Consider the following 23,722-nt stretch of genomic DNA (forward strand, 5'->3'; position numbering starts at 1 on the left):
CTTTCCGTCCACAGACTGTGGACTTCCGTTGGCCACAAATCCACACCCGGCTGACCTGGGGAGACGAAGTCTCAACAACCATCCCTGTGGACACAAACTGGACAACTCCTGAGTCCCCAGGGTGTGGACGGGCGAACGGTGCCGACGCTGTGGAGAACACGACCACGACGTCTTGTATTCGAACACCGGCGGCGCCCGGAACGGCGAAGGGCGCCCCGGGGTTCTGTCCCGGGGCGCCCTTCGCAGGTACTGGAAGCTGCTGACTCAGCCGTTCTTGATGCGGTTGGTGAGCTCGGTGACCTGGTTGTAAATGGACCGCCGCTCGGCCATCAGAGCGCGGATCTTGCGATCCGCGTGCATCACAGTCGTATGGTCCCGGCCGCCGAACTGCGCACCGATCTTGGGCAGGGAGAGGTCCGTGAGTTCACGGCACAGGTACATCGCGATCTGCCGTGCGGTCACCAGCACCCGGCTGCGTGACGACCCGCAGAGGTCTTCGATGGTCAGACCGAAGTAGTCCGCGGTCGCCGCCATGATGGCGCTCGCCGTGATCTCGGGTGCCGCGTCCTCGCCGCCCGGGATCAGGTCCTTCAGCACGATCTCGGTGAGCCCGAGGTCCACCGGCTGCCTGTTCAGCGAGGCGAACGCCGTGACCCGGATCAGCGCTCCCTCCAGTTCGCGGATGTTGCGGGAGATCCGGGATGCGATGAACTCGAGCACCTCCGGCGGGGCATTGAGCTGCTCCTGCACGGCCTTCTTGCGGAGGATCGCGATACGCGTCTCGAGCTCCGGCGGCTGTACGTCGGTGGTCAGGCCCCACTCGAACCGGTTCCGCAGGCGGTCCTCCAGGGTGACCAGTTGCTTGGGGGGCCGGTCGGACGACAGCACGATCTGCTTGTTTGCGTTGTGCAGCGTGTTGAAGGTGTGGAAGAACTCCTCCTGTGTCGACTCCTTGCTGGCAAGGAACTGGATGTCGTCAACGAGGAGGATGTCGACGTCGCGGTAGCGCTTGCGGAAGGTGTCGCCCTTGCCGTCGCGGATCGAGTTGATGAACTCATTGGTGAACTCCTCGGAGCTCACATAGCGCACGCGGGTGCCTGGGTAGAGGCTGCGCGCGTAGTGCCCGATGGCGTGCAGCAGATGAGTCTTGCCGAGTCCGGACTCCCCGTAGATGAACAAGGGGTTGTACGCCTTCGCCGGGGCTTCGGCGACTGCGACCGCGGCTGCGTGTGCAAACCGGTTCGAAGCGCCGATCACGAAGGTGTCGAAGAGGTACTTCGGGTTCAGCCGAGCCTGCGGCTCACCGGGCCCAGCCGCGGGAGCGGGTTGGGCGGCTAGCGGACCGGGGGCGCCGCTGGGGGTGGGCAGGTGCCGCTGCGAGGACTGAGGATCCCGGAGGTCATGCCGCTCGGGCCGCTGCTGCTCGTAGTTCTGGCGGTCCGGCTGCTGCCGGTAATCGTGCTGGGGTTGCTGCGTCCGGGGACCGGTGTACGGCTCGCGCTCCTGGAAGCCGCCGAGTCGTGGCTGCTGCCAGGAGAGATCCTCGTGCGGACGGGGCCAGGCTCCGGGATCGGGGCGCTGCTGCTGATAGTCCGGGTAGGCCGGCCGGGCAGTCGGCATGCCGTCGTCGGAGGGACGGTGGCCATACCCGTCATAGGTGTCGGCGTGCCGCGGCTCGTCATGCTGAGGGTGCTGGTAGCGCGGCTGCTGGTGCGACTGGTGCTGCTGTTGCGTCTGGGCGGGCGGAGCCGGCTGGGAGGGGTCCCCCACCGTGTCGTCGACAGTGATCGCGATACGGATCGGGCGGCCGCACTCATGGCTCAGCGTCTCACTGATGAGAGGGGCGAGCCTTCCTTCAAGAACACGCTTCCCCCATTCGTTGGGGACGGCGAGCAGTGCGGTGTCCGCCACGAGCGCCAGGGGCTGACAGCGTTCGATCCACTGCTTGTCCTTGGGCTCGATGTTTTGCTGGCCTTCCCCGAGGAGACGTTCGAGGACTCGCGGCCACACTGCGGCAAGATCGGCAGGTACGTCAGCCACGGGGCACGCTCTCTCGCAGGTCCCACGAATGTGTGCTTCTCGGGACGGGGTGTGAAGACAGGCAGGAAAAGACTTGGGAATTGAGCCACGGTAGTCAGGGCGACCCGCGTGGTTCAAGTTGTTGTCCACAGCCTGTGTACAGCGGACCGCTGTGAAAGGGTTGGTTTGACCGGATGGCGTAGCCGCGCGTACCGTAACCAGGTCGAGTTGTCGATGGCTGCTGCCGCCTGCCTCCGATGGGCAAAGATCACGATCTTGTGGTCGTGAAGCGGTGCACACGGGCGTATTCGCGAGCTTCTCGTGGGCGCACGGTGACAGCCAGGCGATGTCCCGCCATCACCCGATTCATTTCTGGAGCCCCCGAGTGAGCAAGCGCACCTTCCAGCCGAACAACCGTCGTCGTGCCAAGACCCACGGCTTCCGTCTGCGTATGCGTACGCGTGCCGGCCGCGCAATCCTGGCGACCCGCCGTGGCAAGGGTCGCTCCCGTCTGTCCGCCTGATCTCGTACAGGTCATGACGTGCTGCCTACCGAGAATCGGCTGAGGCGGCGCGAGGACTTCGCGGCCGCAGTTCGACGAGGACGCCGGGCCGGGCGTCCGCTACTCGTCGTCCATCTACGCAGCGGTACAACGGACCCGCATGTGCCTGGGGAGAGCACTCCCCCGACACGTGCGGGTTTCGTCGTGAGCAAAGCAGTGGGCGGAGCGGTCGTACGCACGGCTGTGAAGCGGAAGCTTCGGCATCTGGTCCGCGATCGCCTGCTTCAGCTGCCCCCCGGTAGCCTGGTTGTCGTACGGGCGCTGCCCGGAGCGGGTGTCGCCGACCATGCACAGCTGGCCCGAGACCTGGACGCCGCACTGGAGCGGCTACTGGGAGGGGGCGCGCGATGAAGTACCCGCTGCTGGCTCTCATCAAGCTGTACCAGTGGACAATCAGCCCGCTCCTGGGCCCTGTCTGCAGGTACTACCCGTCGTGTTCCCACTATGGATATACGGCTATCGACCGGCATGGCGCGGTGAAGGGCACGGCGCTGACGGCCTGGCGCATTCTGCGGTGCAATCCGTGGTCGCCAGGTGGCGTGGATCACGTTCCGCCGCGCAAACGTCCGCGTTGGCACGAACTGTTGCGTCATGCGTGGCGGACAAGCAAGGGCGGGCACTCCGGTCAGGAGACCGGCCCGGCCGCAGAGACCTCGCCCAATGCTCAAGGAGCCTGATTAGTGGACACGCTTGCCAGTCTGTTCAGCTTTATCACCACCCCAGTGTCCTGGGTCATCGTCCAGTTCCACTCCCTGTACGGCGCGATCTTTGGCCCGGACACCGGCTGGGCCTGGGGCCTGTCCATCGTGTCGCTGGTGGTCCTGATCCGGATCTGTCTGATCCCGCTCTTCGTGAAGCAGATCAAGTCGACCCGTGGCATGCAGGCGCTCCAGCCGAAGATGAAGGCGATCCAGGAGCGCTACAAGAACGACAAGCAGCGACAGTCCGAAGAGATGATGAAGCTGTACAAGGAGACGGGCACCAACCCGCTCTCCTCGTGTCTTCCGATCCTCGCGCAGTCGCCGTTCTTCTTCGCGCTTTACCACGTGCTGGCAGGCATCGCCAATGGCAAGACGATTGGCGTCATCGATCAGCCGTTGCTCGAGAGCGCACGTAAGGCCCACATCTTCGGCGCCCCGCTTGCGGCGAAGTTCTTGGAGAGTTCCGAGAAGGTCGCATCGCTCGGCGCCACACTGACCGACGTTCGCATCGTCACCGCGGTCATGATCGTCCTGATGTCGGCGTCGCAGTTCTACACACAGCGCCAGCTGATGACGAAGAACGTCGACATGTCCGTCAAGACGCCGTTCATGCAGCAGCAGAAGATGCTGATGTACGTGTTCCCGCTCATGTTCGCCGTGATGGGTATCAACTTCCCGGTCGGTGTGCTCGTCTACTGGCTGACCACCAACGTGTGGACCATGGGCCAGCAGATGTTCGTGATCCACCGCAATCCGACCCCGGGCAGTCAGGCCCAGGCGGGGTTGCTGGAGCGGGTCCAGAAGCACCTCGTCACGCACGGCTCCACGCGTACACGTCATCAGCGCACCATCGTCAAGGGCATCGCGGCCAAGGAGACGAAGGACCGCAACGATGCCGAGCGCAAGTTCATCACCACCTTGAGCAAGGCCGGCCTGGTCGCCAACGTCGATGGCACGGTGGAGAAGAGCGATGCCGCTGTCGCTGCCGAGGCGGAGGGCGTGAGCCTTGCAGATGCTGTTCCCAAGCGCCAGCAGCCCAAGCGCCAGACCAAAGCAAAGCGCCAGACGAGTGCCGCGCACCCAGGGGGAGCGAAGTCTGCGGAGGCGGATGCAGAGGGCGAGGTCGCTGAAACCGCCGAGAGGACCTCGTTGGAGAAGCAGGACGAGCCGCAGGATGCCAAGCCCAAGCAGAACGCCAAATCTGCCTCCGGTAGTACTGCACGCCAAGCCAAATCAGGTCAGCGCAAGGGCCAGCAGCGTCCCAAGCACCCGTCCAAGAAGTAAGAGGAGTCCATCCCGTGACGGAAGGCACCACCACCACCTCCGCCGCCGCTGAGGGCGACACACTGAGCCACCTCGAGCAGGAGGGCGAGATCGCCGCGGACTACCTCGAGGGACTGCTCGATATCGCTGACCTCGACGGCGATATCGACATGGATGTAGAGGCCGACAGGGCGGCGGTATCGATCATCAGCGATACCGGCAGCCACGACATCCAGAAGCTTGTGGGCAGGGAGGGCGAGGTGCTCGAGGCTCTCCAGGAGCTCACCCGGCTTGCGGTGCACCGTGAGACCGGGGACCGCAGCCGTCTGATGCTGGACATCGCTGGGTTCCGGGCGAAGAAGCGCGAGGAACTTGCCACACTGGGAGCCAAGGCTGCCGATAGGGTGAGGAGCTCCGGCGAGCCTGTGAAGCTCGATCCGATGACTCCCTTCGAGCGCAAGGTTGTGCACGATGCGGTCGCCGCCGCGGGCCTGCGCAGTGAGTCGGAGGGCGAGGAGCCGCAGCGCTTCGTCGTCGTTCTTCCGGCTTGACCAGTACGTCGTTCTGTCGGCCCCGTCTGTTTCCCAGGCGGGGCCGATCTTTGTCACCCTGATAGTCAGCCACCCATGCGGTATTGCGGTTACGGAAGGACGGTTCCCGTGACGGAGTCAGCGGAGCTCCCCCAGGCGCCGGAAGTGGCGCGTGCGGTTTTCGGTGAGTTCTTCCCGGAAGTCGTCCGATACGCGGAGCTTCTGGCAGACGCCGGAGTCACCCGAGGATTGATCGGTCCGCGCGAGGTGCCGAGGCTCTGGGAACGGCATCTGCTGAACTGTGCGGTGCTGTCGGAGGTGGTCCCCGAGGGAGTCACGGTCTGCGATGTGGGCTCCGGCGCCGGCCTTCCGGGCATTCCGCTGGCTCTGGTCCGCCGGGACCTGAAGATCACGCTGCTGGAGCCACTACTGCGAAGGACGAACTTCCTCCAGGAAGTGGTAGAGCTACTGGGGCTGGATCACGTAACGGTCGTACGCGGCAGAGCCGAGGAGGTCCTGGGCACCCTTCCGCCGGTGCACGTGGTTACGGCGCGGGCAGTTGCCCCCTTGGACCGGTTGGCTGGGTGGGGGGTGCCGCTGTTGCGACCCTACGGAGAGATGCTGGCGCTCAAGGGTGATACTGCCGAGGAAGAGATCCAAGGTGCGAGGGCGGCCCTGAGTAAGCTCGGAGTGGTGGAAACCTCGGTGCTGCAGGTTGGCGAGGGTGTGGTCGACCCCTTGTCCACGGTCGTGCGCGTTGAAGTCGGTGAAAGCCCTGGCGGTGTGCGCTTCGCGGCGAAGCGAGCCAAAGCCGCTCGGGTGAGCCGGACTCGCCGACGCCGGTGAGTGCCGTTTCGGATCCCACGGGATACCAAAAGTTGCCAAATGTGCAGATTTCGGAGTGTCGCGACGGGTTGACGTGGCAGCGCGGGCATCGTGTTTCACGTGAAACGTCGCTCTCTGCTGCATGGCATCATCAATCGCAGTCGTGCGGCATCCGCGCCGCGCGATCGTAAGCCCTTCGGGGTCACGAAGTTGTCCACACAGGTGGATTCATCCACAGAAGAACATGCCCCGCTGGTTCGCACCCCCCAAAGCATGGCAGGCTCTGTGTATTGCGAGCCTGAAGTCGAGGAGAGTGAATCCTTGCGGTCCGACGCCAACATCGCGGGACCGATGACCGATCCGGTCCCCGGCCCCCGTACCGAATCGGTGGGAGAAGTTGTTTCACGTGAAACACCACCCCCGATGGACGACACCCCCATTGGTCGTGCTGCCCAACTTGCAGTGGAAGCCCTCGGCCGTGCCGGGGAGGGCCTGCCACGGCCTGAACGGACGCGTGTCATGGTGGTCGCCAACCAGAAGGGCGGCGTCGGCAAGACCACTACGACGGTCAACCTCGCTGCCTCGCTCGCCTTGCATGGTGCGCGGGTTCTCGTGGTTGACCTCGACCCGCAGGGAAACGCTTCGACAGCGCTGGGGATCGATCACCACTCCGAAGTTCCATCGATCTACGACGTCCTGGTAGAAAGCCGGCCCCTCTCGGAGGTCGTCCAGCCAGTCAAGGACGTCGAGGGTCTCTTCTGCGCTCCGGCCACCATCGATCTCGCCGGCGCTGAGATCGAGCTGGTGTCTCTCGTGGCACGGGAGAGCCGACTACAGCGAGCGCTCCAGGCATATGAGCAGCCGCTGGACTACATCCTCATCGACTGCCCACCGTCTTTGGGCTTGTTGACCGTCAATGCGATGGTGGCCGGTGCAGAGGTACTGATCCCTATCCAGTGCGAGTACTACGCGCTGGAGGGACTGGGACAGCTTCTCCGGAACGTCGATCTGGTCAGAGGTCATCTCAATCCGGACCTTCACGTGTCGACCATTCTGCTCACCATGTATGACGGCAGGACTCGACTCGCGTCGCAGGTGGCGGACGAAGTGCGCAGCCACTTCGCTCGCGAGGTACTCAAGACCAGCATTCCCCGGTCAGTGCGTATCTCCGAGGCCCCTAGCTACGGTCAGACGGTACTCACCTATGATCCAGGCTCCAGCGGATCGTTGTCGTATCTTGAGGCGGCTCGTGAGATCGCCTTGCGTGGCGTAGGCGTGCAATACGACGCCCGGGATGCGCATAGCGGTTATCAGAACAGCCAACAGAGTTTGTCGGAGGGGATCCAGTGAGTGAGCGACGTAGAGGATTGGGACGTGGGCTCGGTGCGCTGATCCCTGCTGCACCGCAGGAGAAGCCTGGCCTGGCCGGCGGAGAGTCTCCGTCCTCTGGTGGGGCCGTTCCGGTACTCACTGCGGAGCGCGGTGTTGCCGCTGCGAAGTTGGCTACCCGCCCCGCGACTGCCGTTTCACGTGAAGCGACCGTGCCTGCGCAGGAGACTGCGCCCGCTACAGAAACCGCCGGGGAGACGACGGAGTCGGCGGGAGCGTATTTTGCCGAGCTGCCGTTGGATGCGATCACACCCAACCCGCGCCAGCCTCGTGAGGTCTTCGACGAAGACGCACTTGCCGAACTGGTCTCCTCCATCAAGGAAGTTGGGCTGCTTCAGCCTGTTGTCGTGCGTCAAGTGGCCGCAGAGCGCTTCGAACTCATCATGGGTGAGCGGCGCTGGCGGGCTTGCCGGGAAGCCGGTCTGGAGCGGATTCCCGCGATTGTTCGGGCCACGGACGACGAGAAGCTGCTTCTGGATGCGCTGCTGGAGAACCTGCATCGTTCTCAGCTCAATCCGCTGGAAGAAGCAGCGGCCTATGACCAGCTGCTCAAAGACTTCAACTGCACACACGACCAGTTGGCGGATCGGATTGGCCGCTCGCGGCCCCAGGTCTCCAATACGTTGCGACTGCTGAGGCTCTCCCCTCCGGTACAGCGCAGGGTTGCTGCGGGGGTTCTCTCCGCGGGACATGCTCGAGCACTGCTCTCGGTGGACGACTCCGAGGAGCAGGATCGACTGGCGCATCGCATTGTGGCTGAGGGGCTCTCGGTACGCGCGGTCGAAGAGATCGTGACGTTGATGCAGTCCCGTCCGGAGAGCGCCTCCAAGAGCAAGGGCCCGCGGGCCGGAGCTCGTCTCTCTCCTGCTCTCTCTGACCTTGCATCTCGCCTCTCGGATCGCTTCGAGACACGCGTAAAGGTCGATCTGGGCCAGAAGAAGGGAAAGATCGTCGTCGAATTTGCTTCGATGGATGACCTTGACCGGATCCTCGGATCACTCGCCCCTGGCGAGGGGCGGGTGCTGGAGAAGATGCTCACTGATGAGGCCGCTGAGGAGACCGCGACTGAGGACAGCGAGGGCTAGACGGGACGTGAGTCCTCGCGGAGGGTGGGGCGTGTCTGGCAAGCCGGAACACGCCCCACCCTTTGCTTTCTGACGGTATCCGTCCGATCGTCTAGGTGGATACGATGCGTTCTGGTATGACGCATCCATCTTGGTCCACCTCGGAGGGAGGGCGGCCCGTGCGAACGGTGAGCCGCAGCCAACTGGTAACCGTCGGTCTGAGCTTGGGAGCGTTCGGCGGTTTCGTCGGCAGTCTGCTCAGAGAGCGGAGCGTGCTGACTGCCGCGCGCGATGCAGCAGATGAGGGAAGCGAGGAGCACCGTTCATGGGGCGTCGGCTTGTACCGCTCACGCTGGACAACCTTCCCGATCTTCCCAAGCGCTGTCGATCGTGCGTCTTCTGGGAACTCGACCCGGTCAGTGGCGAAGCCGCGATAGAAGCCGGTAGATCCGAGCTGGAAAAGGAAGCCTGGCTTTCAGCGGTCCTGCTGGAGTGGGGGTCTTGTGGTCGGGTCGTTTACGTCGATGATGTGCCGGTCGGCTTCGTCCTGTACGCCCCTCCGGCCTATGTGCCTCGTTCTATGGCGTTCCCTACAAGTCCGGTCTCTCCTGACGCCGTCCAGCTGATGACAGCCTGGATCATGCCTGGCTATCAAGGGCAGGGACTGGGCAGGGTGATGGTGCAGACAGTTGCCAAGGATTTGCTGCGGCGGAACTTCAAGGCCATCGAGGCGTTCGGTGACGCTCGATGGAAGGAGCCGGCTTGTGTTCTTCCCGCCGAGCATCTGCTTGCCGTGGGCTTCAAGACCGTACGAGCACACCACCGCTACCCTCGACTGAGGCTTGAACTGCGCACCACACTGTCCTGGAAGGAAGATGTGGAGCTTGCTCTGGATCGCCTCCTTGGCGCGGTCCAGAAGGAGCCGGTACTGCGCCCCTTGTGAGAATCGCTTCCACAGCAACCGTGAAACGCAAAAACAGGGGCCGCCCAAGGGGGCGGCCCCTGTTTCACGTGAAACACGAGCAGTAGTCAGGCCTTGGCGGCCTCGTTGCCGATGAAGTCCTCAAGATCGCGGACGATCGCAGCCTTGGGCTTCGCGCCGACGATGGTCTTGGCGACCTCGCCCCCCTGGTACACGTTGAGCGTGGGGATGGACATGACGCCGTACTTGGCGGCGACCGCGGGGTTCTCGTCGATGTTGAGCTTGACGACCTCAATCTGGTCGCCGTACTCGGCCGCAATAGCCTCCAGGGACGGAGCGATCTGGCGGCACGGACCACACCAAGCGGCCCAGAAATCAACGAGTACGGGCTTGTCGCTCTTGAGGACATCCTGCTCGAAGGAGTCGTCAGTCACGTTCTTCAAGGTGCCGGCCACGGCGGCCTCCTCTTTCTTTTGCTGGTATGTGGTGGAGTGAAGGAAGAGCGGATTCAGACGCTGGCAGTCTTCTCGGGCTCCGCTGACTTCTGGCTGTCGGCCAGAGCCGCCAAGAAGCGCTCTGCGTCAAGAGCTGCAGAGCAGCCGGTGCCGGCTGCAGTAATGGCCTGCCGATAGGTGTGGTCAACGACGTCGCCAGCCCCGAAAACGCCCGTGAGGTTGGTGCGGGTGGACGGCGCGTCCACCTTGAGGTAGCCCTCGTCATCGAGATCCAGCTGGCCCTTGAAGAGTTCAGTGCGCGGATCGTGGCCGACAGCGATGAACAGACCGGTGACTGGCAGCTCACTGGTGGTGCCAGTCCTGGTGTTGCGCAGGGTGAGACCCGAGAGCTTCTGCTCGCCATGGACGGTAGCAACTTCGCTGTCCCACGCGAACTTGATCTTCGGGTCGGCGATGGCTCGCTCCTGCATCGCCTTGGACGCGCGCAAGGTATCGCGGCGGTGGACGATCGTGACGGACTTGGCGAACCGGGAGAGGAAAGTTGCTTCCTCCATCGCGGTGTCGCCGCCACCAACAACGGCGATGTCCTGGTCCCTGAAGAAGAAACCGTCACAGGTGGCGCACCAGGAGACTCCGCGCCCTGAGAGGGCGTCCTCATTCGGCAGGCCGAGCTTGCGGTGCTGCGAGCCGGTGGTGACGATGACGGCCTTGGCGCGGTGCACCGTGCCGGCGGTGTCGGTGACCGTCTTGATCTCGCCGGTCAAGTCGACTGTCACGATGTCGTCGGGAACCAGCTCGGCGCCGAAGCGCTCCGCCTGGGCTCGCATGCTGTCCATGAGATCTGGTCCCATGATGCCGTCGCGGAAGCCGGGGAAATTTTCCACCTCAGTGGTGTTCATGAGCGCGCCGCCTGCTGTGACAGCGCCTTCGAAAACCAGCGGCTGCAGCGACGCGCGCGCGGTGTAGAGCGCGGCGGTGTAACCGGCCGGCCCGGAGCCGATGATGATCACGTTACGGACGTCGCTCACGGGTTTCTTCCTCGTCTCTACGGACTGCTTGCTGCCTGTCGGGGGCCAGGGCCACTGCACTTACACCCCACCCAACGGATCCTACGGGGGATGCATTCCCGAATAGGTCAGTGGCGGGGGTAGGTATGCGTGAGCAGAACGCGTCCGCGAGCTGGAGGAGCAGCGTCAACGCAGCTCGCATCTACGACGTACGCCTGTACACGTCGGCTGTCCGAGGGATAGGGCAGTACGACGAGGAAGGCAGCCGCACCGTTGTACGTGCCCTTCTGGGCGCCGAGTGGACTCTCCTGGCGGCCTATGCCCTTCTCAATACAGGAAGGCACCACAACGTCGGTTCCGCGTTTGAGGGTGTTCGGGCTGGAGTCCAGCTGGGCGGAGGGCGCCTTCTTCTCCTGCGGGGAACTGCCGGTGGCCGTGGCGCTGCTTGTAGCCAACAGAGAATCGACCTGACTCTGAAGGCCGGGCTCCGCAAAAACAGATGCTCCGTTGTCGGCTGAGCTCTCTGCGGAGCTGGGGTCGCTTCCGGGCTGAGAGGCCTGCAGGAAGAACACCCCTATGCCAATCACGGCTGCGCCGAATGCTGCACCAAACGCCACGGCCCGCCGCCGACGCCGCACGCCGTGCTCCCGTCCCGGGCCGGTGTTCCCCTGAGGACGACCTGCTGGGCGGCCTCCGGGCGTGGATCCTCTGACATGGGAGGCGGGCGGTGTTTCACGTGAAACATCAGCACTGTCTTCGGGTGGCGACGGGTCAAGCCGAACAGAGACGAGAGCGGCGTCTATCCGGTCGACGATGTCGGCGGGCATGCGCTCAGGTTCCGGCAGTGTGCCGAGCAGTTCCCGAATCTCTTCCAGGGAGTCCCGGATGCCGGCACATGGAGCGCAGCTGTTGAGGTGGTGCTGAATATCCGCTGTTCGAGACGATGAGAGAAGGCCTTCGGTGAAGTCGGCGATCTCAGCGACATCGGGGTGCTGAGGCGTGTCGGCTGTAGATGTCATGCGTGTCCACCTCCGCCCTTCACTGCCGCAGAATCGCTCGGTCCTGTGTCCTCGAGTCTCGATGTAGGTGGGACGGATGTCCCTGGCGTCCGGTTCCTTTGCTCTCTCGAATCAAGGCTGTCCGCACCCCCCGGGCGTAGATGGGCGAGAAGGGGTAGCAGTTTCGCTCTGCCGCGTGCACAGCGGCTCTTCACCGTTCCCGTGGGAACATCGAGGATTTGAGCGGCCTCTGCGACGGGGTAGCCCTGCATATCGACGAGAACCAGCACGGCTCGCTGTTCCGCTGGCAGCCTGCCCAGGGCGTCGATGAGCTCGCGGTGGAGGTCGTGCCGTTCCGCGGGTGCCTCGGCAGACTCATGAGGTTCGAGGAGCTGATCGAGGCGCTCCGTGTCGTCAACCGGCGACGTTTTCCGTGAGGCTGCCTTGCGTACCCGGTCGAGACAGGCGTTGACGGTGATGCGGTGGAGCCATGTGGTGACAGCCGACTGGCCGCGGAACGTGTGGGCGGCGCGGTAGGCGGATACCAGAGCGTCCTGGACGGCGTCGGCGGCCTCTTCACGGTCGCCCAGCGTGCGCAGGGCGACCGCCCAGAGACGGTCGCGGTGCCGACGTACCAGCTCACCGAAGGCGTCGGGGTCGCCTGCGACATGCGCGGCCAGAAGATCCTGGTCGTTCATGTCGCTGACTGCGGCGGCGTCCAACGGTGAGCCCCTCCCCTGTCGATTCCGATCAGCCGGTGAACTTCACATCCGTGATGGCCTGCTTGTACCCAACGCGGCTGTATTCGTCCCCGGGCGAATACGGCATCGCTGTCAACCAGACAAGCACATAGCGAGTAGAGGCTGACTTGATCGTCTTGAGGTGTGCTGTGGTGCCGTCCGTGCTCACAGAGGCGATCTGTTTCATGGAGCTCAATGGAGCGGACGATGAGAGGGAGTCTGCAGCGTAGAGCGAGATCGCTGTTTCCTTACCCGGGTAGTGCAGTCCTATGGAGACAGCCGAGAGAGTCCGCTGGGAGCCCAGGTCATAGACAATGCCGACGCCTTGTTTGAAGGGTGCCAGCTTGGGTCCGCCTGTGAAGGAGTGGGTTCGCCAGTACGTCGAGCTGTCGTCATCGTAGGTGTTTCCGACGTCCGCAACGTGCTGGGGACTGCCGTCCGGGTAGTACTCCTCGGCATCCTTGATCGAGAGGGTCTGCGTGGCCTTCTGCTCGCTGTTGCCGTCGCTGTTGCCGTTGTTCGTCTGGTGAGTGCCTGGGTCTTTGGTCTTACCCCGGTCCAGGAGCGCGTCGGCGAGCTGCCAGCTGCCCAGACCCAGTGCGGCAATCAACAGTGCGGAGACGGTCCACTTCAAGGCTTTCCCCGTGCGTCCCTGGAGCGGGGGTGGCGGAGAGGCAATCGGCTTGGTGGCAGCCGCGCCGGGGCCGGCCGGCGGGCGCCCGTAACTGCCCTGTTGATAGGAGGTGCGCTGGTACTCCGGCGGTGGGGTGTATGCAGGCTCAGGCTGACGGATGCGTGGCATGGAAGCCACGGCCTTGGCGAGCTCGTCAGGGGTTGTGCAGGGTGGCTCCTGGCGGGAGGCCGTGGCTCCATCATTGGCCAGGGCACGCATGGCGAGCTCAGCGAGGCCGCGGTTGACTCCGGCGCGCACCTGGTCCGGAGGGATCAGTCCAACGCCCTTGGGTAGGCCGGCGAGGCCATAGGCATCGGTTTCGTAGGGCCAGCGCTGCGTCAGTGACGCATACAGCAAGGCGCCGATGGCCTCGGTGTCGGTGCGCTGTGGTGTCTCGGAAGTGATGCCGCGAAGAGCGGCATTCACCGCAAGGCCGCGGATGCGGTACTGGCCGGACGAGGTACGCAAAACAGCGCTCGGGGTGAGCCTGAGATGGGCCAACCCTTCCCTGTGCGCGGCGGTCATCGCCTGCGCGACCTGGCTGACGAGCTGGTAGGCGTCGTGTGCCTCCATCGGTCCCGAGGCGAGGAGCGCGGTGATCTCCACCGCGTCGGGCAGCCATTCGTGGACGACGTAGACCAGTTCATTCTCCTCCACAGCATCCAGGACCTGCACAAAGCGCGGGTCCCCGAGCAGCGCTGAGGAGCGGGCAGCGGCAAGCACGGAGCGTGCTCTCGGATGGTCTGCGGGCAGCAGGTGCACGCCGACCGCGCGGCGTAGCTTCTCGTCGACTGCACGCCAGCTGCTGAAGCCGTCCAAACGGGTGACGCATTCCTCGAGCCGGTAGCGCCTGGCCAGCTTGTGCCCGCTGTGCAGCTCGGGTGTAGCGAGGGGCTCCGAGCTCTTCGTTTCTGTCTTTTCGCCCTGGGTGCTCTCATTGGCCATGGTGTCAGCCGTGTCCTGAGGTTCTGCCGTGCCGTCGACCGTGGCCTTGTCCGTTTTGGCGGCCGAAGATTCATCGCCGCCGTTGTCGGCCACGTCGACGGCAGCCGTGCTACGTTCCGCCACCGTCGTTCCTGCCTCCCCATCCGTTACGCGCTGTCGGCCAGTCTGCAAAGCCATGCCAATTGTGCCCACAGTCCGGCGCTATGCACGACACGCGGCGACGGACGATGGTTGTGCGATCCGGCCGCCATCTAGCGGCCCAGGCGCCCGCGCACCATAGCGACCATTGAGTTGAGCTCCGCGATCCGCATGCGCTTCGCGGCGATGAAGAACACACCCAGAAGTACGATCCCGCCGACCATCAGTGCCGCCAATGAGGCGAACGTGCTGTCGCCCAGCACCCGGGTGATGCCGAGGCCGACCGCACCGCCGGCGATGGCCCCCGGCACGGAAGCGAGGGCAAGTCGGGCATACGTGCGCAGGATGTTCGTGCCGTCCAGATCGCCGCCCAGCCGGTTGCTGAGCCTCCTCCAGGCCACTCCCACCCCGACCGCGTAGGCCAGGCCGTAGGAGGCGGCCATGCCGACCACTGCCCATTGGGGAGGGAGGAGGACGTAGCAGATCGCCGACGCCGCAGCGTTGACGGCCGCGACGATGACTGTGTTGTAGAAGGGGGTGCGGGTGTCTTCGTAGGCATAGAAGCCTCGCAGGACGACGTACTGCACCGAGTACGGGATAAGGCCCAGAGCGAAGGCCATCAGTACGTACCCCATGGACTGGGAGGCCTGTGCGCCGCTTGAGGCGAACAGCAGAGTGCAGATGGGCACACCCAGCGAAAGGAAGGCGAAGGAAACCGGGACGATCGCTACGGCGGAATTGCGCAGGCCCTGGGAGATGTCGTCGCGCACCGCGCCAACATCGCCGTCGGCGGCGGCGCGGGAGATCCTGGGCAATAGTGCGGCCATGACCGAGACGGTGATGATGGCCTGCGGCATGCCCCAGATGAGCTGAGCGTTGGAGTAGGCCATGATGCCCGCCCCGTCCCGGTGGGAATCGTGGCCGGCGGCGGTGGCGAGCTGGGTGACCACGAGGACACCCGCCTGGTTGGCCAGGACGAAGAGCACGGTCCACTTGGCGAGCTTTACCGCCTTGCCCAGCCCGTGGCCGCGCCAGTCGAAGCGCGGGCGGAAACGGAATCCGGCTTCCCGGAGGTAGGGGATCATGGCCAGGGCCTGGACGGTCAGCCCAAGCAGGGTGCCGATACCCAGCAGCCGTACCCCGTCCGCGGGGATGGTGCTGACCTGCATGTGTGAATCGGCAGAGGTGCCGTAGACCCAGATGAACAGGCCGAAGGTGAAGATCATGACGATGTTGTTGAGGACCGGGGTCCACATCATCGCCCCGAACTTTCCGCGGGCGTTCAGTACCTGTCCCATCACTACATGCACGCCCATGAAAAAGATGGTGGGCAAGCAGTAGCGGGCAAAGGTGACGGCGACGTTGTTGGCCGCGGGCTCGCCGGCGATCGTCGACGACATCAGGCGGATGAGCACTGGGGCGGCAAAGACCGCAATAGCGACGATGACGCCGAGCGCAACCATGACGACCGTCAGAAGTCGGTTGGCATATGCCTCGCCGCCGTCCTCGTCCTCCTTCATCGAGCGCACCAACTGCGGCACGAAGACGGAATTGAGGCCGCCGCCGACGGTCAGGATGTAGATCATTGTCGGCAGGGTGTAGGCCACGGTGAAGGCATCACCGAGGGTGGCAGCGCCCAGAGCCGCGGTGATCACCATGGTGCGAACAAAACCGGTGAGGCGGGAGACCAACGTGCCCGCCGCCATGACGGCGCTCGACTTCAGCAGGCCAGAGGCTCGTCCAGCCGATTTGCTGGGCGCCGGGGCGGGGACAGCCTCGGGTTCCGGTTCGGACGGAGGGACGGGCCCGGAGCCCTGTTGATCACGGAAGAGGTGGGCAAAGGCATCCGGCTGCTCCGGATGTGCGCCGGCTTGGCCGACCAGATCGTCCACGCCCACGAACTGGGTTGTCGCGTCGTCCCCGTACGGGAGATAGCGCGACGGCCCTTCCGGCTCGGGTGGTGGTGTCTGCGCCCACACCCTGGGGTCCGGGGCGTACTGAGAGGCGGCCGGCTGCTGGTACAGGGGCTGGGGCTCGGCATAGGTGCCAGGGGGAGGCGGAGGGTGGGAGGAGCGGTCGTAGAGTGCCTCGGCCACCGGGTCCTGAGCCGTGAGGTCCTGAGCACGGTACGGGTCGTAGTCGTACGCGTCCTGGACATAGGGATCCGCGGCACGGGGCGGTGGCGGCACCTGATCCGGCACGTCAGGTTCGGGGGGCATCCCACCGGGATACGCAGCGCCGCTTCCAGCACCCTGTTCGCGGTCACTGTCGTACGGCGCATTCATTGGTTACCCCACCTCGTCGTCCCCGGCCGGCCAGCCACAGCATCGCTCAACGGTCCACTTTCTCACCCGAGCCCGGCGGGTTGCCGCCTCCCGCTCCGGTATCCCCGTCCGGGTCACTCGGCTGCTCGGGCGGTTCGTCCCCAGAGGCGGATGCGCGGGCCACGGTGCGCTTGCGATGTGTGTACATCCTGATCCCGGCAAGCACCAGCAGCAGCACCCCGCCGGCGATGACGAGCATCACGGTGGGCGTCATTTCGGACACCGTCACCCTGAACGGCATAGCCTTCGCGGTGCCGTACGGAGTGCCGTCCTCCGTGTAGAGCTGTGCGAACACCTGGACCGGCCCATTGGCGCTGATCGATGTCGTGAATTTCACGGTCTGGCTGTGACCACCCGCGATCTTCAGCGGCTGTTCGGCGATCGCGGCCTCGTGGTCGCCCAGCTGGAGGCGGTTCGGCTGGGCCGAGCGAAGCCGCAGCACCAGGTGCTCGACCGGCTGGACGAGTTTGTTCTGCACGGTCACTGGGATCGTCGCGCTGCGTCCGGACAGAGTCACGTCCGATTTCTGGACCAGCTGTACTCGATTGGTGAGACTCAGCAGATACTTCTGGACTCCGGAGCGGTAGCTCTTGGCGCCCTTGGCATCTCCCCGCCACGACGTGGACAGCGCGCGGTTCATCGCGTTGCCGAACGGGGTGACCACTCGGTCCGGCTGGGTCAGGACGTTTTTGAAGTTGTCCAGCGTGGTCTGCATGCTTCTGACGTCCTGGAACGCTTGTGTCGGCAATTCCTGCCGACGCAAGGACCTGGGATACGCCGAGCCGCTGGGAACCTTCGTCGTGGCGTTGTTGTCCGCTTTCGTCTTCGATGCGGCGCCCAGGCCCAGTGGCTGCGTCCAGCGCTGTGCGTCCAATGTGCGCAGAGCTGTGGCCATGGACTGTGCCTGGCTGGCGGATGGCATCCGCTGCGGGGCGATCACGATGCTGCGCTGTTTGGCCGGGTCCTGGAGGGTTAGAGCCAGAGACTGCGCGAGGAAGTTCTGCACGGCGAGCGTAGAGGTGCCCGCCTTCGTCATATTGCCCTGGAAGGCGGTGGAGAGCCGCGCGTCGGCGACCACCGCTGTGGTCCCTCCGCCGATCGGCCGTGCGGCCGTGGGCGTGTAGGGCAGCCCTGTGGCCTCCTGCAGGCTGTCGCTGCGGGCGATCACGTTGTGTGCGCCGGCCGACGTGGCCACATCGACGATGGAGGGGTCGATCGCACCGTCCGCAGGCCAGGCGAAATCAGTGGTGGGCCTCACATGAAGGATGGTCTGTACGGTCGTCGCCGCAATCTCGGTGGCCGGCTGGAGGTGGCTCAGGGCCCCGGGGACGTTCTTGCCGCGGTGTGCCAGGGAAGCCAGATCGGGATCGGCGAACGGCAGCGCGACAATCTTCTTTCCCTGCACGGTGTTCTCAAGCTCACTCAGCCATTTCTTGGCGACGGCCTGATTCTTGCCCGCGATCTCGGTGTCCCCGACCTTGATCCGGTAGTTCCGTGTCATTGCATCGACACTGGCCAGCAGATCAGGGTCGACGACCCAGGTGACGGGCAGCGAGCTGCCCAGCGAGACCATCTGCTCCAGCCGCCCGCCGGGAGCGAGCTCCTGTGCCAGGTCGTCGTTCTCGAAGACCGGGGTCTGCTGGGCGTCGGAACCCGTCTCGGCCGTGAGGTGCGCGCCGGAAATCAGCGGCCAGAGCGTCGTCAGGCGCGACTTTTCGCTTACATCCGTGGGCTGCCAGGGCAGGAAGGTCCGCTGGATCCCCAGCATTTGTTCGTAGGGGGCGGTGGGCGTCTGGCCCGACACGGAGACGGCGAGCTGGTACACGCCGTCCTCGCCGAGGCCCAGCTTGCTCACGGGGACAGAGATCGAGAAGTTCTCACTGATCCCTGGAGGGAGCTTCGCGAAGGAGGCGGTGTATTTGCCGCCGATCTCCAACGGGTCGTTCCCCGTCACATCCGAGGAGTGCTTCGCCGCGTCGTCGATGTAGGAACGGCCCAGCAGTCGTGGCCCCACCCGTACTCCGACATGAGCACCGGTGACAGCCTCTTTGCCCTTGTTGGTGACTGTTCCCGACACGGTTACCGTGTCGCCCTTCACCGGGGCGCTGGGCGTGAGCTCGTCGAGGTTGACGGCCACACCGCTGAGACTTTTTCCACTGACAGCAGCCTGCGCGGGCGTGGCCGCCGGACCGTAGAAGAAGGCCGCCATGAGCGGAAGACCGGCCAGTAGCGACGCTGCACGCCGAAACCGCCGGCGGGCAGGAGAGAGAGCCTTCTCCCGGAAGTGTGCCGCCTCGGCCACGCGCTCGCCCGTCCCTCGTTTTCGTCAGCTGCATCGGTGATTGTCGGTTAGTGCGTCCACGCATGGTAACGATGTGCCCTGGGCCTGAGTGCCGCGGACTGCTCCACATGATCGGAAGGGTGGGTGCACCGGCCAGGAAATAGGGACGTCTGGGTCGGCTCGGGCACGTACCCTTTTCTGTTGTGCCGAACGCCAATGATGACAACCCCAGTGCACTGAGTCAGGTGCAGAACCGCGCGGTCGCCGAGCTGCTGCGGGTGTCCCCGGTCGCCGATGACCTTGCCCGTCGCTTTGAGGAGGCCGGGTTCCGACTTGCGCTGGTCGGAGGATCGGTCAGGGATGCGTTGCTTGGCCGGCTCGGCAACGACCTGGACTTCACCACCGATGCCCGCCCTGAGGCCGTACTGAAGCTTGTCCGGCCGTGGGCCGACGCGGTGTGGGAGGTCGGGATCGCCTTTGGCACGGTCGGCTGTCAGAAGGACGGCTACCTGGTCGAGGTCACGACGTATCGATCGGAGGCGTACGACCGGACGTCACGCAAGCCGGAGGTGTCCTACGGCGACTTCATTGAGGAAGACCTCGTGCGTCGTGACTTCACCGTGAACGCCATGGCCGTCGCCCTGCCTGAGAAGGTGTTCATCGACCCGCACGGGGGTGTGGCTGACCTTGCCGCCCGTGTGCTGCGCACTCCGGGCACTCCGGAGGAATCGTTCTCCGATGACCCGCTGCGCATGATGCGGGCTGCGCGGTTTGCCGCACAACTGGACTTCGATGTTGACCCCGAAGTCGTCAGAGCGATGAAGGCGATGTCGGAACGTATCGAGATCGTCTCTGCCGAGCGGGTACGTGATGAGTTCAACAAGCTGATGCTGTCCACCAACCCCCGCAAGGGTCTGGCTCTGCTGGTTGACACCGGCCTTGCGGAGCGAGTCCTGCCCGAGCTTCCCGCGTTGCGTCTGGAAAGCGATGAGCATCATCGGCACAAAGATGTGTACGAGCACTCACTGACTGTGCTCGAGCAGGCTATTGATCTGGAGCAGGATGGCCCCGATCTGGTTCTGCGGCTTGCGGCCTTGCTTCATGACATCGGCAAGCCAAGGACGCGACGCTTCGAGAAGGACGGTGGGGTCTCCTTCCACCACCACGAGATCGTGGGCGCCAAGCTGGCGAAGAGGCGTATGACCGCGCTCAAGTACTCAAACGACATGGTCAAGGACGTCACGAAGCTCATCGAGCTGCATCTGCGTTTCCACGGCTATGGGGCTGGCGAGTGGACCGATTCGGCGGTGCGACGCTATGTCCGCGATGCAGGGCCGCTGCTGGACCGGCTGCACAAACTGACCCGCTCGGATTGCACTACCCGCAACAAGCGCAAGGCCAACGCGCTCTCACGGGCGTATGACGGTCTTGAGGAGCGGATTGGGCAGCTTCAGGAACAGGAGGAACTGGACTCGATCAGGCCGGATCTGGACGGCAACCAGATCATGGAGTTGCTCGGCATCGGTCCAGGCCCGGTGATCGGCAACGCCTACAAGTTCCTGCTTGAGCTCCGTCTGGAGAACGGCCCAATGGGGCAAGACGCTGCTGGCGCAGCGCTCAAGGAGTGGTGGTCGACGCAAAGCTGAGGTCATGTTTCACGTGAAACATGACGAGACGCCGGGGGCGATGTTCCACGTGAAACATCGCCCCTCTCCGTACTTGCCGGAGCCTACTTCGTGTAGTTGCTCAGGCAGAGGGTGAAGTGATCACTGCCGCGACTCTCGTTGTACTGCGAGTACTTGGTCAGGTCGCAGGTGGCTCCTTCGGTGTCCTTCTTCTGTGCGACCTTGTATTTGGCCTTCGCGTTGCTGCAGTCCACAACCTCGAGGTCGGGATCGGTTGTGCTCTGCGGGTTCCCGATGCTCATGCAGTCGCCGACCTTGGCGGTGTCGGCGTCGTTCCGGGTAGCCAGATAAGCGCCGACGGCAATGACGGCGACGGCGATCACCGCGACGATCCTGAATATCTTCTTGCCCTTGCCCGCCGCGGGAGCAACTGGGGCCGGCGGAACCGGACCGCCCTGGTTGAAGTACGGCGACGGCTGTTGCGGAACGCCGGGCTGGGCCTGCTGCTGCGCGTACGGTCCGGGCTGCTGTTGACCGTATGGGTTACCACCCTGAGGGTGCCCGTAGGGAGCATTGGGCTGCTGGCCGTACGGGTTCTCACCTTGGGGCGGCGGAGTGGACATGTTCGGGATCCCCCTTGATGCGGTACGCGTATACGCGTTGTTGACGCCCGTAAGCTAGCGGGCTCCGCCGACATTGCTGTCGTCGAGGGGGACTCTGTGGCTCTGATGTGACACTTACACTCGTCGAAAACAGGCCATAAGCAGGGCAACTGCCCTACAGGTGGCGGCAACTGTCACGAGCAGAAAAATCGACCTTCCCCAGACGGCCGTATCAGAGCAGCCGCAGCGGTGGCCCCGGCAAATGTGCCGTTGAACAGCACATGGCACCTTGAGGAGGCCGCCCTCGCAGAGGGCGTCCACCGCCGACTGCACCACGCTGTCCGTGGAGTAGCGAGCCGAGGACCGTGGGCAAGCGTCACGCAGCAGAAGCAGAGGACAGCAGCGTAAGGCAAGGCGACAAAGTTGAGGGCTCCCGGGCGATGTGCCCGGGAGCCCTCAACGGTCATGCCGACGTGGTCAGCAGGACTTTCAGCGTTCGACCTCGCCCTTGATGAACTTCTCGACGTTCTCGTAGGCCTCGTCGTCGAAGTACTGCACCGGCGGGGACTTCATGAAGTACGAGGAGGCGGAGAGGATCGGGCCACCGACGCCGCGGTCCTTGGCGATCTTCGCAGCACGCACCGCGTCGATGATGACTCCCGCGGAGTTCGGGGAGTCCCACACCTCGAGCTTGTACTCGAGGTTCAGCGGGACATCACCGAAGGCACGGCCCTCGAGGCGCACATACGCCCACTTGCGGTCGTCCAGCCACGCGACGTAGTCCGAGGGACCGATGTGGACGTTGTCGGCGCCCAGCTCCCGGTCACGGATCTGCGAGGTGACGGCCTGCGTCTTGGAGATCTTCTTGGACTCCAGGCGGTCGCGCTCAAGCATGTTCTTGAAGTCCATGTTGCCGCCGACGTTCAGCTGCATGGTGCGCTCGAGGCGCACACCACGGTCTTCGAAGAGCTTGGCCATGACGCGGTGCGTGATGGTGGCACCGACCTGCGACTTGATGTCGTCGCCGACGATCGGGACGCCCGCCTCGGTGAACTTGTCAGCCCACTCCTTGGTCCCGGCGATGAAGACCGGGAGAGCGTTGACGAACGCGACCTTGGCGTCGATGGCGCACTGCGCGTAGAACTTCGCAGCGACCTCGGAGCCCACAGGCAGGTAGCAGACGAGAACGTCCACCTGCTTGTCCTTGAGGGTCTGGACGATGTCGACCGGAGCCTCGGCGGACTCCTCGATGGTCTGGCGGTAGTACTTGCCCAGGCCGTCGTGGGTGTGGCCACGCTCGACCGTCACGCCGGTGTGCGGGACATCGGCGAACTTGATGGTGTTGTTCTCGCTGGCGCCGATGGCGTCCGCGAGGTCGAGGCCGACCTTCTTCGCGTCGACATCGAAGGCAGCGACGAACTCGACGTCACCTACGTGGTAGTCGCCGAACTGGACGTGCATCAGACCGGGCACCTTGCCGGCCGGATCGGCGTCCTTGTAGTACTCGACGCCCTGCACCAGCGAGGCGGCGCAGTTGCCCACGCCGACGATGGCTACGCGAACCGAACCCATTCCGGTTGCTCCCTGTGTGTTCTCGACGAAGCTCTGCGGACGCAGAGCTTCACTTAGCGGTGTCATCGGACGGATCCGGCGGGGTGCTATCCCGATGCCGGGGCAGGCCGCCCGTCTCTCCTTGTGTGTCCTGCTGAGCAGCGTCGGCGTCGGGGGATCGTCGCCGATCCCGGCCCGCCCGCTCGCTCTCGATGAGCTCGTTCAGCCAGCGCACTTCGCGCTCCACGGACTCCATGCCGTGCCGCTGGAGCTCAAGTGTGTAGTCGTCCAGCCGCTCGCGGGTCCGGACCAGTGAGGCACGCATTTTTTCGAGACGCTCCTCGAGCCGGCTGCGTCGCCCTTCCAGCACCCGCATCCGCACTTCGCGCTCCGTCTGCCCGAAGAAGGCGAAACGAGCGGCGAAATGCTCGTCCTCCCAGCTGTCCGGGCCGGTGTGCGAAAGCAGCTCCTCGAAGTGCTCCTTGCCGTCCGCAGTCAACCTGTAGACGATCTTGGCTCGGCGCCCTGCGAGTGAAGCCGCGAGGGCATCCTCAGGGGCGCTCCCCGGTTCCTCAATCAACCAGCCGTTGGCGACCAGCGTCTTGAGGCAGGGGTAGAGAGTCCCGTAACTGAAGGCGCGAAAGACCCCCAGCGACGTGTTCAGGCGTTTGCGCAGCTCATAGCCGTGCATCGGTGACTCACGGAGCAGACCGAGAACGGCGAATTCGAGGATGCCGGAGCGCCTGCTCAACCTTCGCCTCCTCCGCTGCTGGGCCACTTATGTCGTGCTGATGTATCGAGTCGATACATCAGCACGATAGAACGACCTTGCGTTCGCGACAAGTGGAGAGTTCGTGAGCGGCGTCACATAGAGAATTCAGAGGCAGTGACTTGTCTGATTTGCGTGGAAGCTCGGCACTGACAGGGTTTTGAGCGTGCGTAGTCTGTGCGGCATGCACACCGCCGGGGGCCGAGTGACACCTGGGGACGTCAGCCGTCTCGGACCGCGGAATGCACTGCGGATGAGCCCGTTCCGGGGCGCATCCGTATATCGGGGGGACAGGAACTCAACTGCCGTTTCCAGGCTTTGACGCCTGCCCGAGGAGTA

21 protein-coding genes are annotated in these 23,722 nt (G+C 64.5%); 10 read left to right on the forward strand and 11 right to left on the reverse strand.

Features of this window, described 5'->3' with window-relative positions:
* Positions 1 to 264: 264 nt before the first annotated feature.
* On the reverse strand, positions 265 to 2,040 hold the full coding sequence (gene dnaA / locus OHS16_RS15590) for a chromosomal replication initiator protein DnaA (RefSeq protein WP_328537817.1): 1,776 nt from the start codon (positions 2,038 to 2,040) through the stop codon (positions 265 to 267).
* Positions 2,041 to 2,404: 364 nt separating this feature from the next.
* Between dnaA and rpmH the strand changes: the two genes are divergently transcribed.
* The 9 genes from rpmH (at position 2,405) to OHS16_RS15635 (ending at position 9,296) form a co-directional block, all read left to right on the forward strand.
* Positions 2,405 to 2,542, forward strand: coding sequence for a 50S ribosomal protein L34 (gene rpmH / locus OHS16_RS15595; RefSeq protein WP_030990579.1), 138 nt, complete (start codon positions 2,405 to 2,407; stop codon positions 2,540 to 2,542).
* A gap of 18 nt (positions 2,543 to 2,560) precedes the next feature.
* Entirely contained in the window at positions 2,561 to 2,932 is a 372-nt protein-coding gene (gene rnpA / locus OHS16_RS15600) for a ribonuclease P protein component (protein WP_328537818.1), read from the forward strand.
* The gene (gene yidD / locus OHS16_RS15605) at positions 2,929 to 3,258 is read left to right on the forward strand and encodes a membrane protein insertion efficiency factor YidD (RefSeq protein WP_328537819.1); all 330 of its coding nucleotides are present in this window, start codon (positions 2,929 to 2,931) and stop codon (positions 3,256 to 3,258) included. The genes rnpA and yidD overlap by 4 nt, the downstream gene beginning before the upstream one ends.
* Positions 3,259 to 3,261: 3 nt before the next feature.
* A complete protein-coding gene (yidC, locus tag OHS16_RS15610) occupies positions 3,262 to 4,566 on the forward strand; it encodes a membrane protein insertase YidC (protein ID WP_328537820.1) in 1,305 nt (434 codons plus the stop codon).
* Positions 4,567 to 4,580: 14 nt separating this feature from the next.
* Positions 4,581 to 5,096, forward strand: coding sequence for a Jag family protein (locus OHS16_RS15615; RefSeq protein WP_328537821.1), 516 nt, complete (start codon positions 4,581 to 4,583; stop codon positions 5,094 to 5,096).
* A 108-nt stretch (positions 5,097 to 5,204) separates the two neighbouring features.
* Complete coding sequence (gene rsmG / locus OHS16_RS15620; RefSeq protein ID WP_328537822.1) at positions 5,205 to 5,921, forward strand: 16S rRNA (guanine(527)-N(7))-methyltransferase RsmG; 717 nt, start codon at positions 5,205 to 5,207, stop codon at positions 5,919 to 5,921.
* Between the two features lie 252 nt (positions 5,922 to 6,173).
* Positions 6,174 to 7,250: a ParA family protein gene (locus OHS16_RS15625; protein WP_328540855.1), complete on the forward strand. Its 1,077-nt coding sequence runs from the start codon at positions 6,174 to 6,176 to the stop codon at positions 7,248 to 7,250.
* The gene (locus OHS16_RS15630; protein ID WP_328537823.1) at positions 7,247 to 8,374 is read left to right on the forward strand and encodes a ParB/RepB/Spo0J family partition protein; all 1,128 of its coding nucleotides are present in this window, start codon (positions 7,247 to 7,249) and stop codon (positions 8,372 to 8,374) included. Before OHS16_RS15625 ends, OHS16_RS15630 begins: the two co-directional genes overlap by 4 nt.
* Positions 8,375 to 8,678: 304 nt before the next feature.
* Positions 8,679 to 9,296 carry a GNAT family N-acetyltransferase gene (locus OHS16_RS15635; RefSeq protein WP_328537824.1) on the forward strand — a complete coding sequence of 206 codons (618 nt, stop codon included), beginning with the start codon at positions 8,679 to 8,681 and terminating at the stop codon, positions 9,294 to 9,296.
* Between the two features lie 86 nt (positions 9,297 to 9,382).
* Here the strand turns inward: OHS16_RS15635 and trxA are convergent, their stop codons facing one another.
* The 7 genes from trxA to OHS16_RS15670 all read right to left on the reverse strand — a co-directional run bounded on the left by trxA (position 9,383) and on the right by OHS16_RS15670 (position 18,857).
* Positions 9,383 to 9,730, reverse strand: a complete 348-nt coding sequence (gene trxA / locus OHS16_RS15640) for a thioredoxin (RefSeq protein ID WP_328537825.1) — start codon at positions 9,728 to 9,730, stop codon at positions 9,383 to 9,385.
* Positions 9,731 to 9,783: 53 nt separating this feature from the next.
* On the reverse strand, positions 9,784 to 10,758 hold the full coding sequence (trxB, locus tag OHS16_RS15645) for a thioredoxin-disulfide reductase (protein ID WP_328537826.1): 975 nt from the start codon (positions 10,756 to 10,758) through the stop codon (positions 9,784 to 9,786).
* 107 nt (positions 10,759 to 10,865) lie between these two features.
* On the reverse strand, positions 10,866 to 11,192 hold the full coding sequence (locus tag OHS16_RS15650) for a hypothetical protein (RefSeq protein WP_328537827.1): 327 nt from the start codon (positions 11,190 to 11,192) through the stop codon (positions 10,866 to 10,868).
* 560 nt (positions 11,193 to 11,752) lie between these two features.
* On the reverse strand, positions 11,753 to 12,433 hold the full coding sequence (gene sigM / locus OHS16_RS15655) for an RNA polymerase sigma factor SigM (protein ID WP_328540856.1): 681 nt from the start codon (positions 12,431 to 12,433) through the stop codon (positions 11,753 to 11,755).
* A 52-nt stretch (positions 12,434 to 12,485) separates the two neighbouring features.
* On the reverse strand, positions 12,486 to 14,216 hold the full coding sequence (locus OHS16_RS15660; RefSeq protein ID WP_328537828.1) for a protein kinase family protein: 1,731 nt from the start codon (positions 14,214 to 14,216) through the stop codon (positions 12,486 to 12,488).
* A 128-nt stretch (positions 14,217 to 14,344) separates the two neighbouring features.
* A complete protein-coding gene (gene murJ / locus OHS16_RS15665) occupies positions 14,345 to 16,516 on the reverse strand; it encodes a murein biosynthesis integral membrane protein MurJ (RefSeq protein WP_328537829.1) in 2,172 nt (723 codons plus the stop codon).
* Between the two features lie 46 nt (positions 16,517 to 16,562).
* A complete protein-coding gene (locus OHS16_RS15670) occupies positions 16,563 to 18,857 on the reverse strand; it encodes a DUF6049 family protein (protein ID WP_328537830.1) in 2,295 nt (764 codons plus the stop codon).
* A gap of 182 nt (positions 18,858 to 19,039) precedes the next feature.
* On the opposite strand from OHS16_RS15670, the gene OHS16_RS15675 reads away from it, so the two are divergent.
* The gene (locus OHS16_RS15675; protein WP_328537831.1) at positions 19,040 to 20,482 is read left to right on the forward strand and encodes a CCA tRNA nucleotidyltransferase; all 1,443 of its coding nucleotides are present in this window, start codon (positions 19,040 to 19,042) and stop codon (positions 20,480 to 20,482) included.
* An 83-nt stretch (positions 20,483 to 20,565) separates the two neighbouring features.
* On the opposite strand, the gene OHS16_RS32115 is transcribed toward OHS16_RS15675, so the two are convergent.
* The 3 genes from OHS16_RS32115 to OHS16_RS15690 form a co-directional block, all read right to left on the reverse strand.
* On the reverse strand, positions 20,566 to 20,763 hold the full coding sequence (locus tag OHS16_RS32115; protein WP_443042766.1) for an LppU/SCO3897 family protein: 198 nt from the start codon (positions 20,761 to 20,763) through the stop codon (positions 20,566 to 20,568).
* Between the two features lie 789 nt (positions 20,764 to 21,552).
* Entirely contained in the window at positions 21,553 to 22,635 is a 1,083-nt protein-coding gene (locus OHS16_RS15685) for an inositol-3-phosphate synthase (RefSeq protein WP_328537833.1), read from the reverse strand.
* A 49-nt stretch (positions 22,636 to 22,684) separates the two neighbouring features.
* Positions 22,685 to 23,365, reverse strand: coding sequence for a PadR family transcriptional regulator (locus OHS16_RS15690; RefSeq protein ID WP_328537834.1), 681 nt, complete (start codon positions 23,363 to 23,365; stop codon positions 22,685 to 22,687).
* Positions 23,366 to 23,722 lie beyond the last annotated feature (357 nt).

The sequence above is a fragment of the Streptomyces sp. NBC_00344 genome, from assembly GCF_036088315.1.
Taxonomy (GTDB): domain Bacteria; phylum Actinomycetota; class Actinomycetes; order Streptomycetales; family Streptomycetaceae; genus Streptomyces.

What these genes read in the sequence shown, in the direction of transcription:
- murJ (WP_328537829.1), bottom strand. Translation starts at nt 16,516, where the DNA reads ATGAATGCGCCGTACGACAGTGACCGCGAACAGGGTGCTGGAAGCGGC.
- OHS16_RS32115 (WP_443042766.1), bottom strand. Translation starts at nt 20,763, where the DNA reads ATGAGCATCGGGAACCCGCAGAGCACAACCGATCCCGACCTCGAGGTT.
- OHS16_RS15625 (WP_328540855.1), top strand. Translation starts at nt 6,174, where the DNA reads ATGGCAGGCTCTGTGTATTGCGAGCCTGAAGTCGAGGAGAGTGAATCC.
- OHS16_RS15635 (WP_328537824.1), top strand. Translation starts at nt 8,679, where the DNA reads ATGGGGCGTCGGCTTGTACCGCTCACGCTGGACAACCTTCCCGATCTT.
- OHS16_RS15685 (WP_328537833.1), bottom strand. Translation starts at nt 22,635, where the DNA reads ATGGGTTCGGTTCGCGTAGCCATCGTCGGCGTGGGCAACTGCGCCGCC.
- sigM (WP_328540856.1), bottom strand. Translation starts at nt 12,433, where the DNA reads ATGAACGACCAGGATCTTCTGGCCGCGCATGTCGCAGGCGACCCCGAC.
- yidD (WP_328537819.1), top strand. Translation starts at nt 2,929, where the DNA reads ATGAAGTACCCGCTGCTGGCTCTCATCAAGCTGTACCAGTGGACAATC.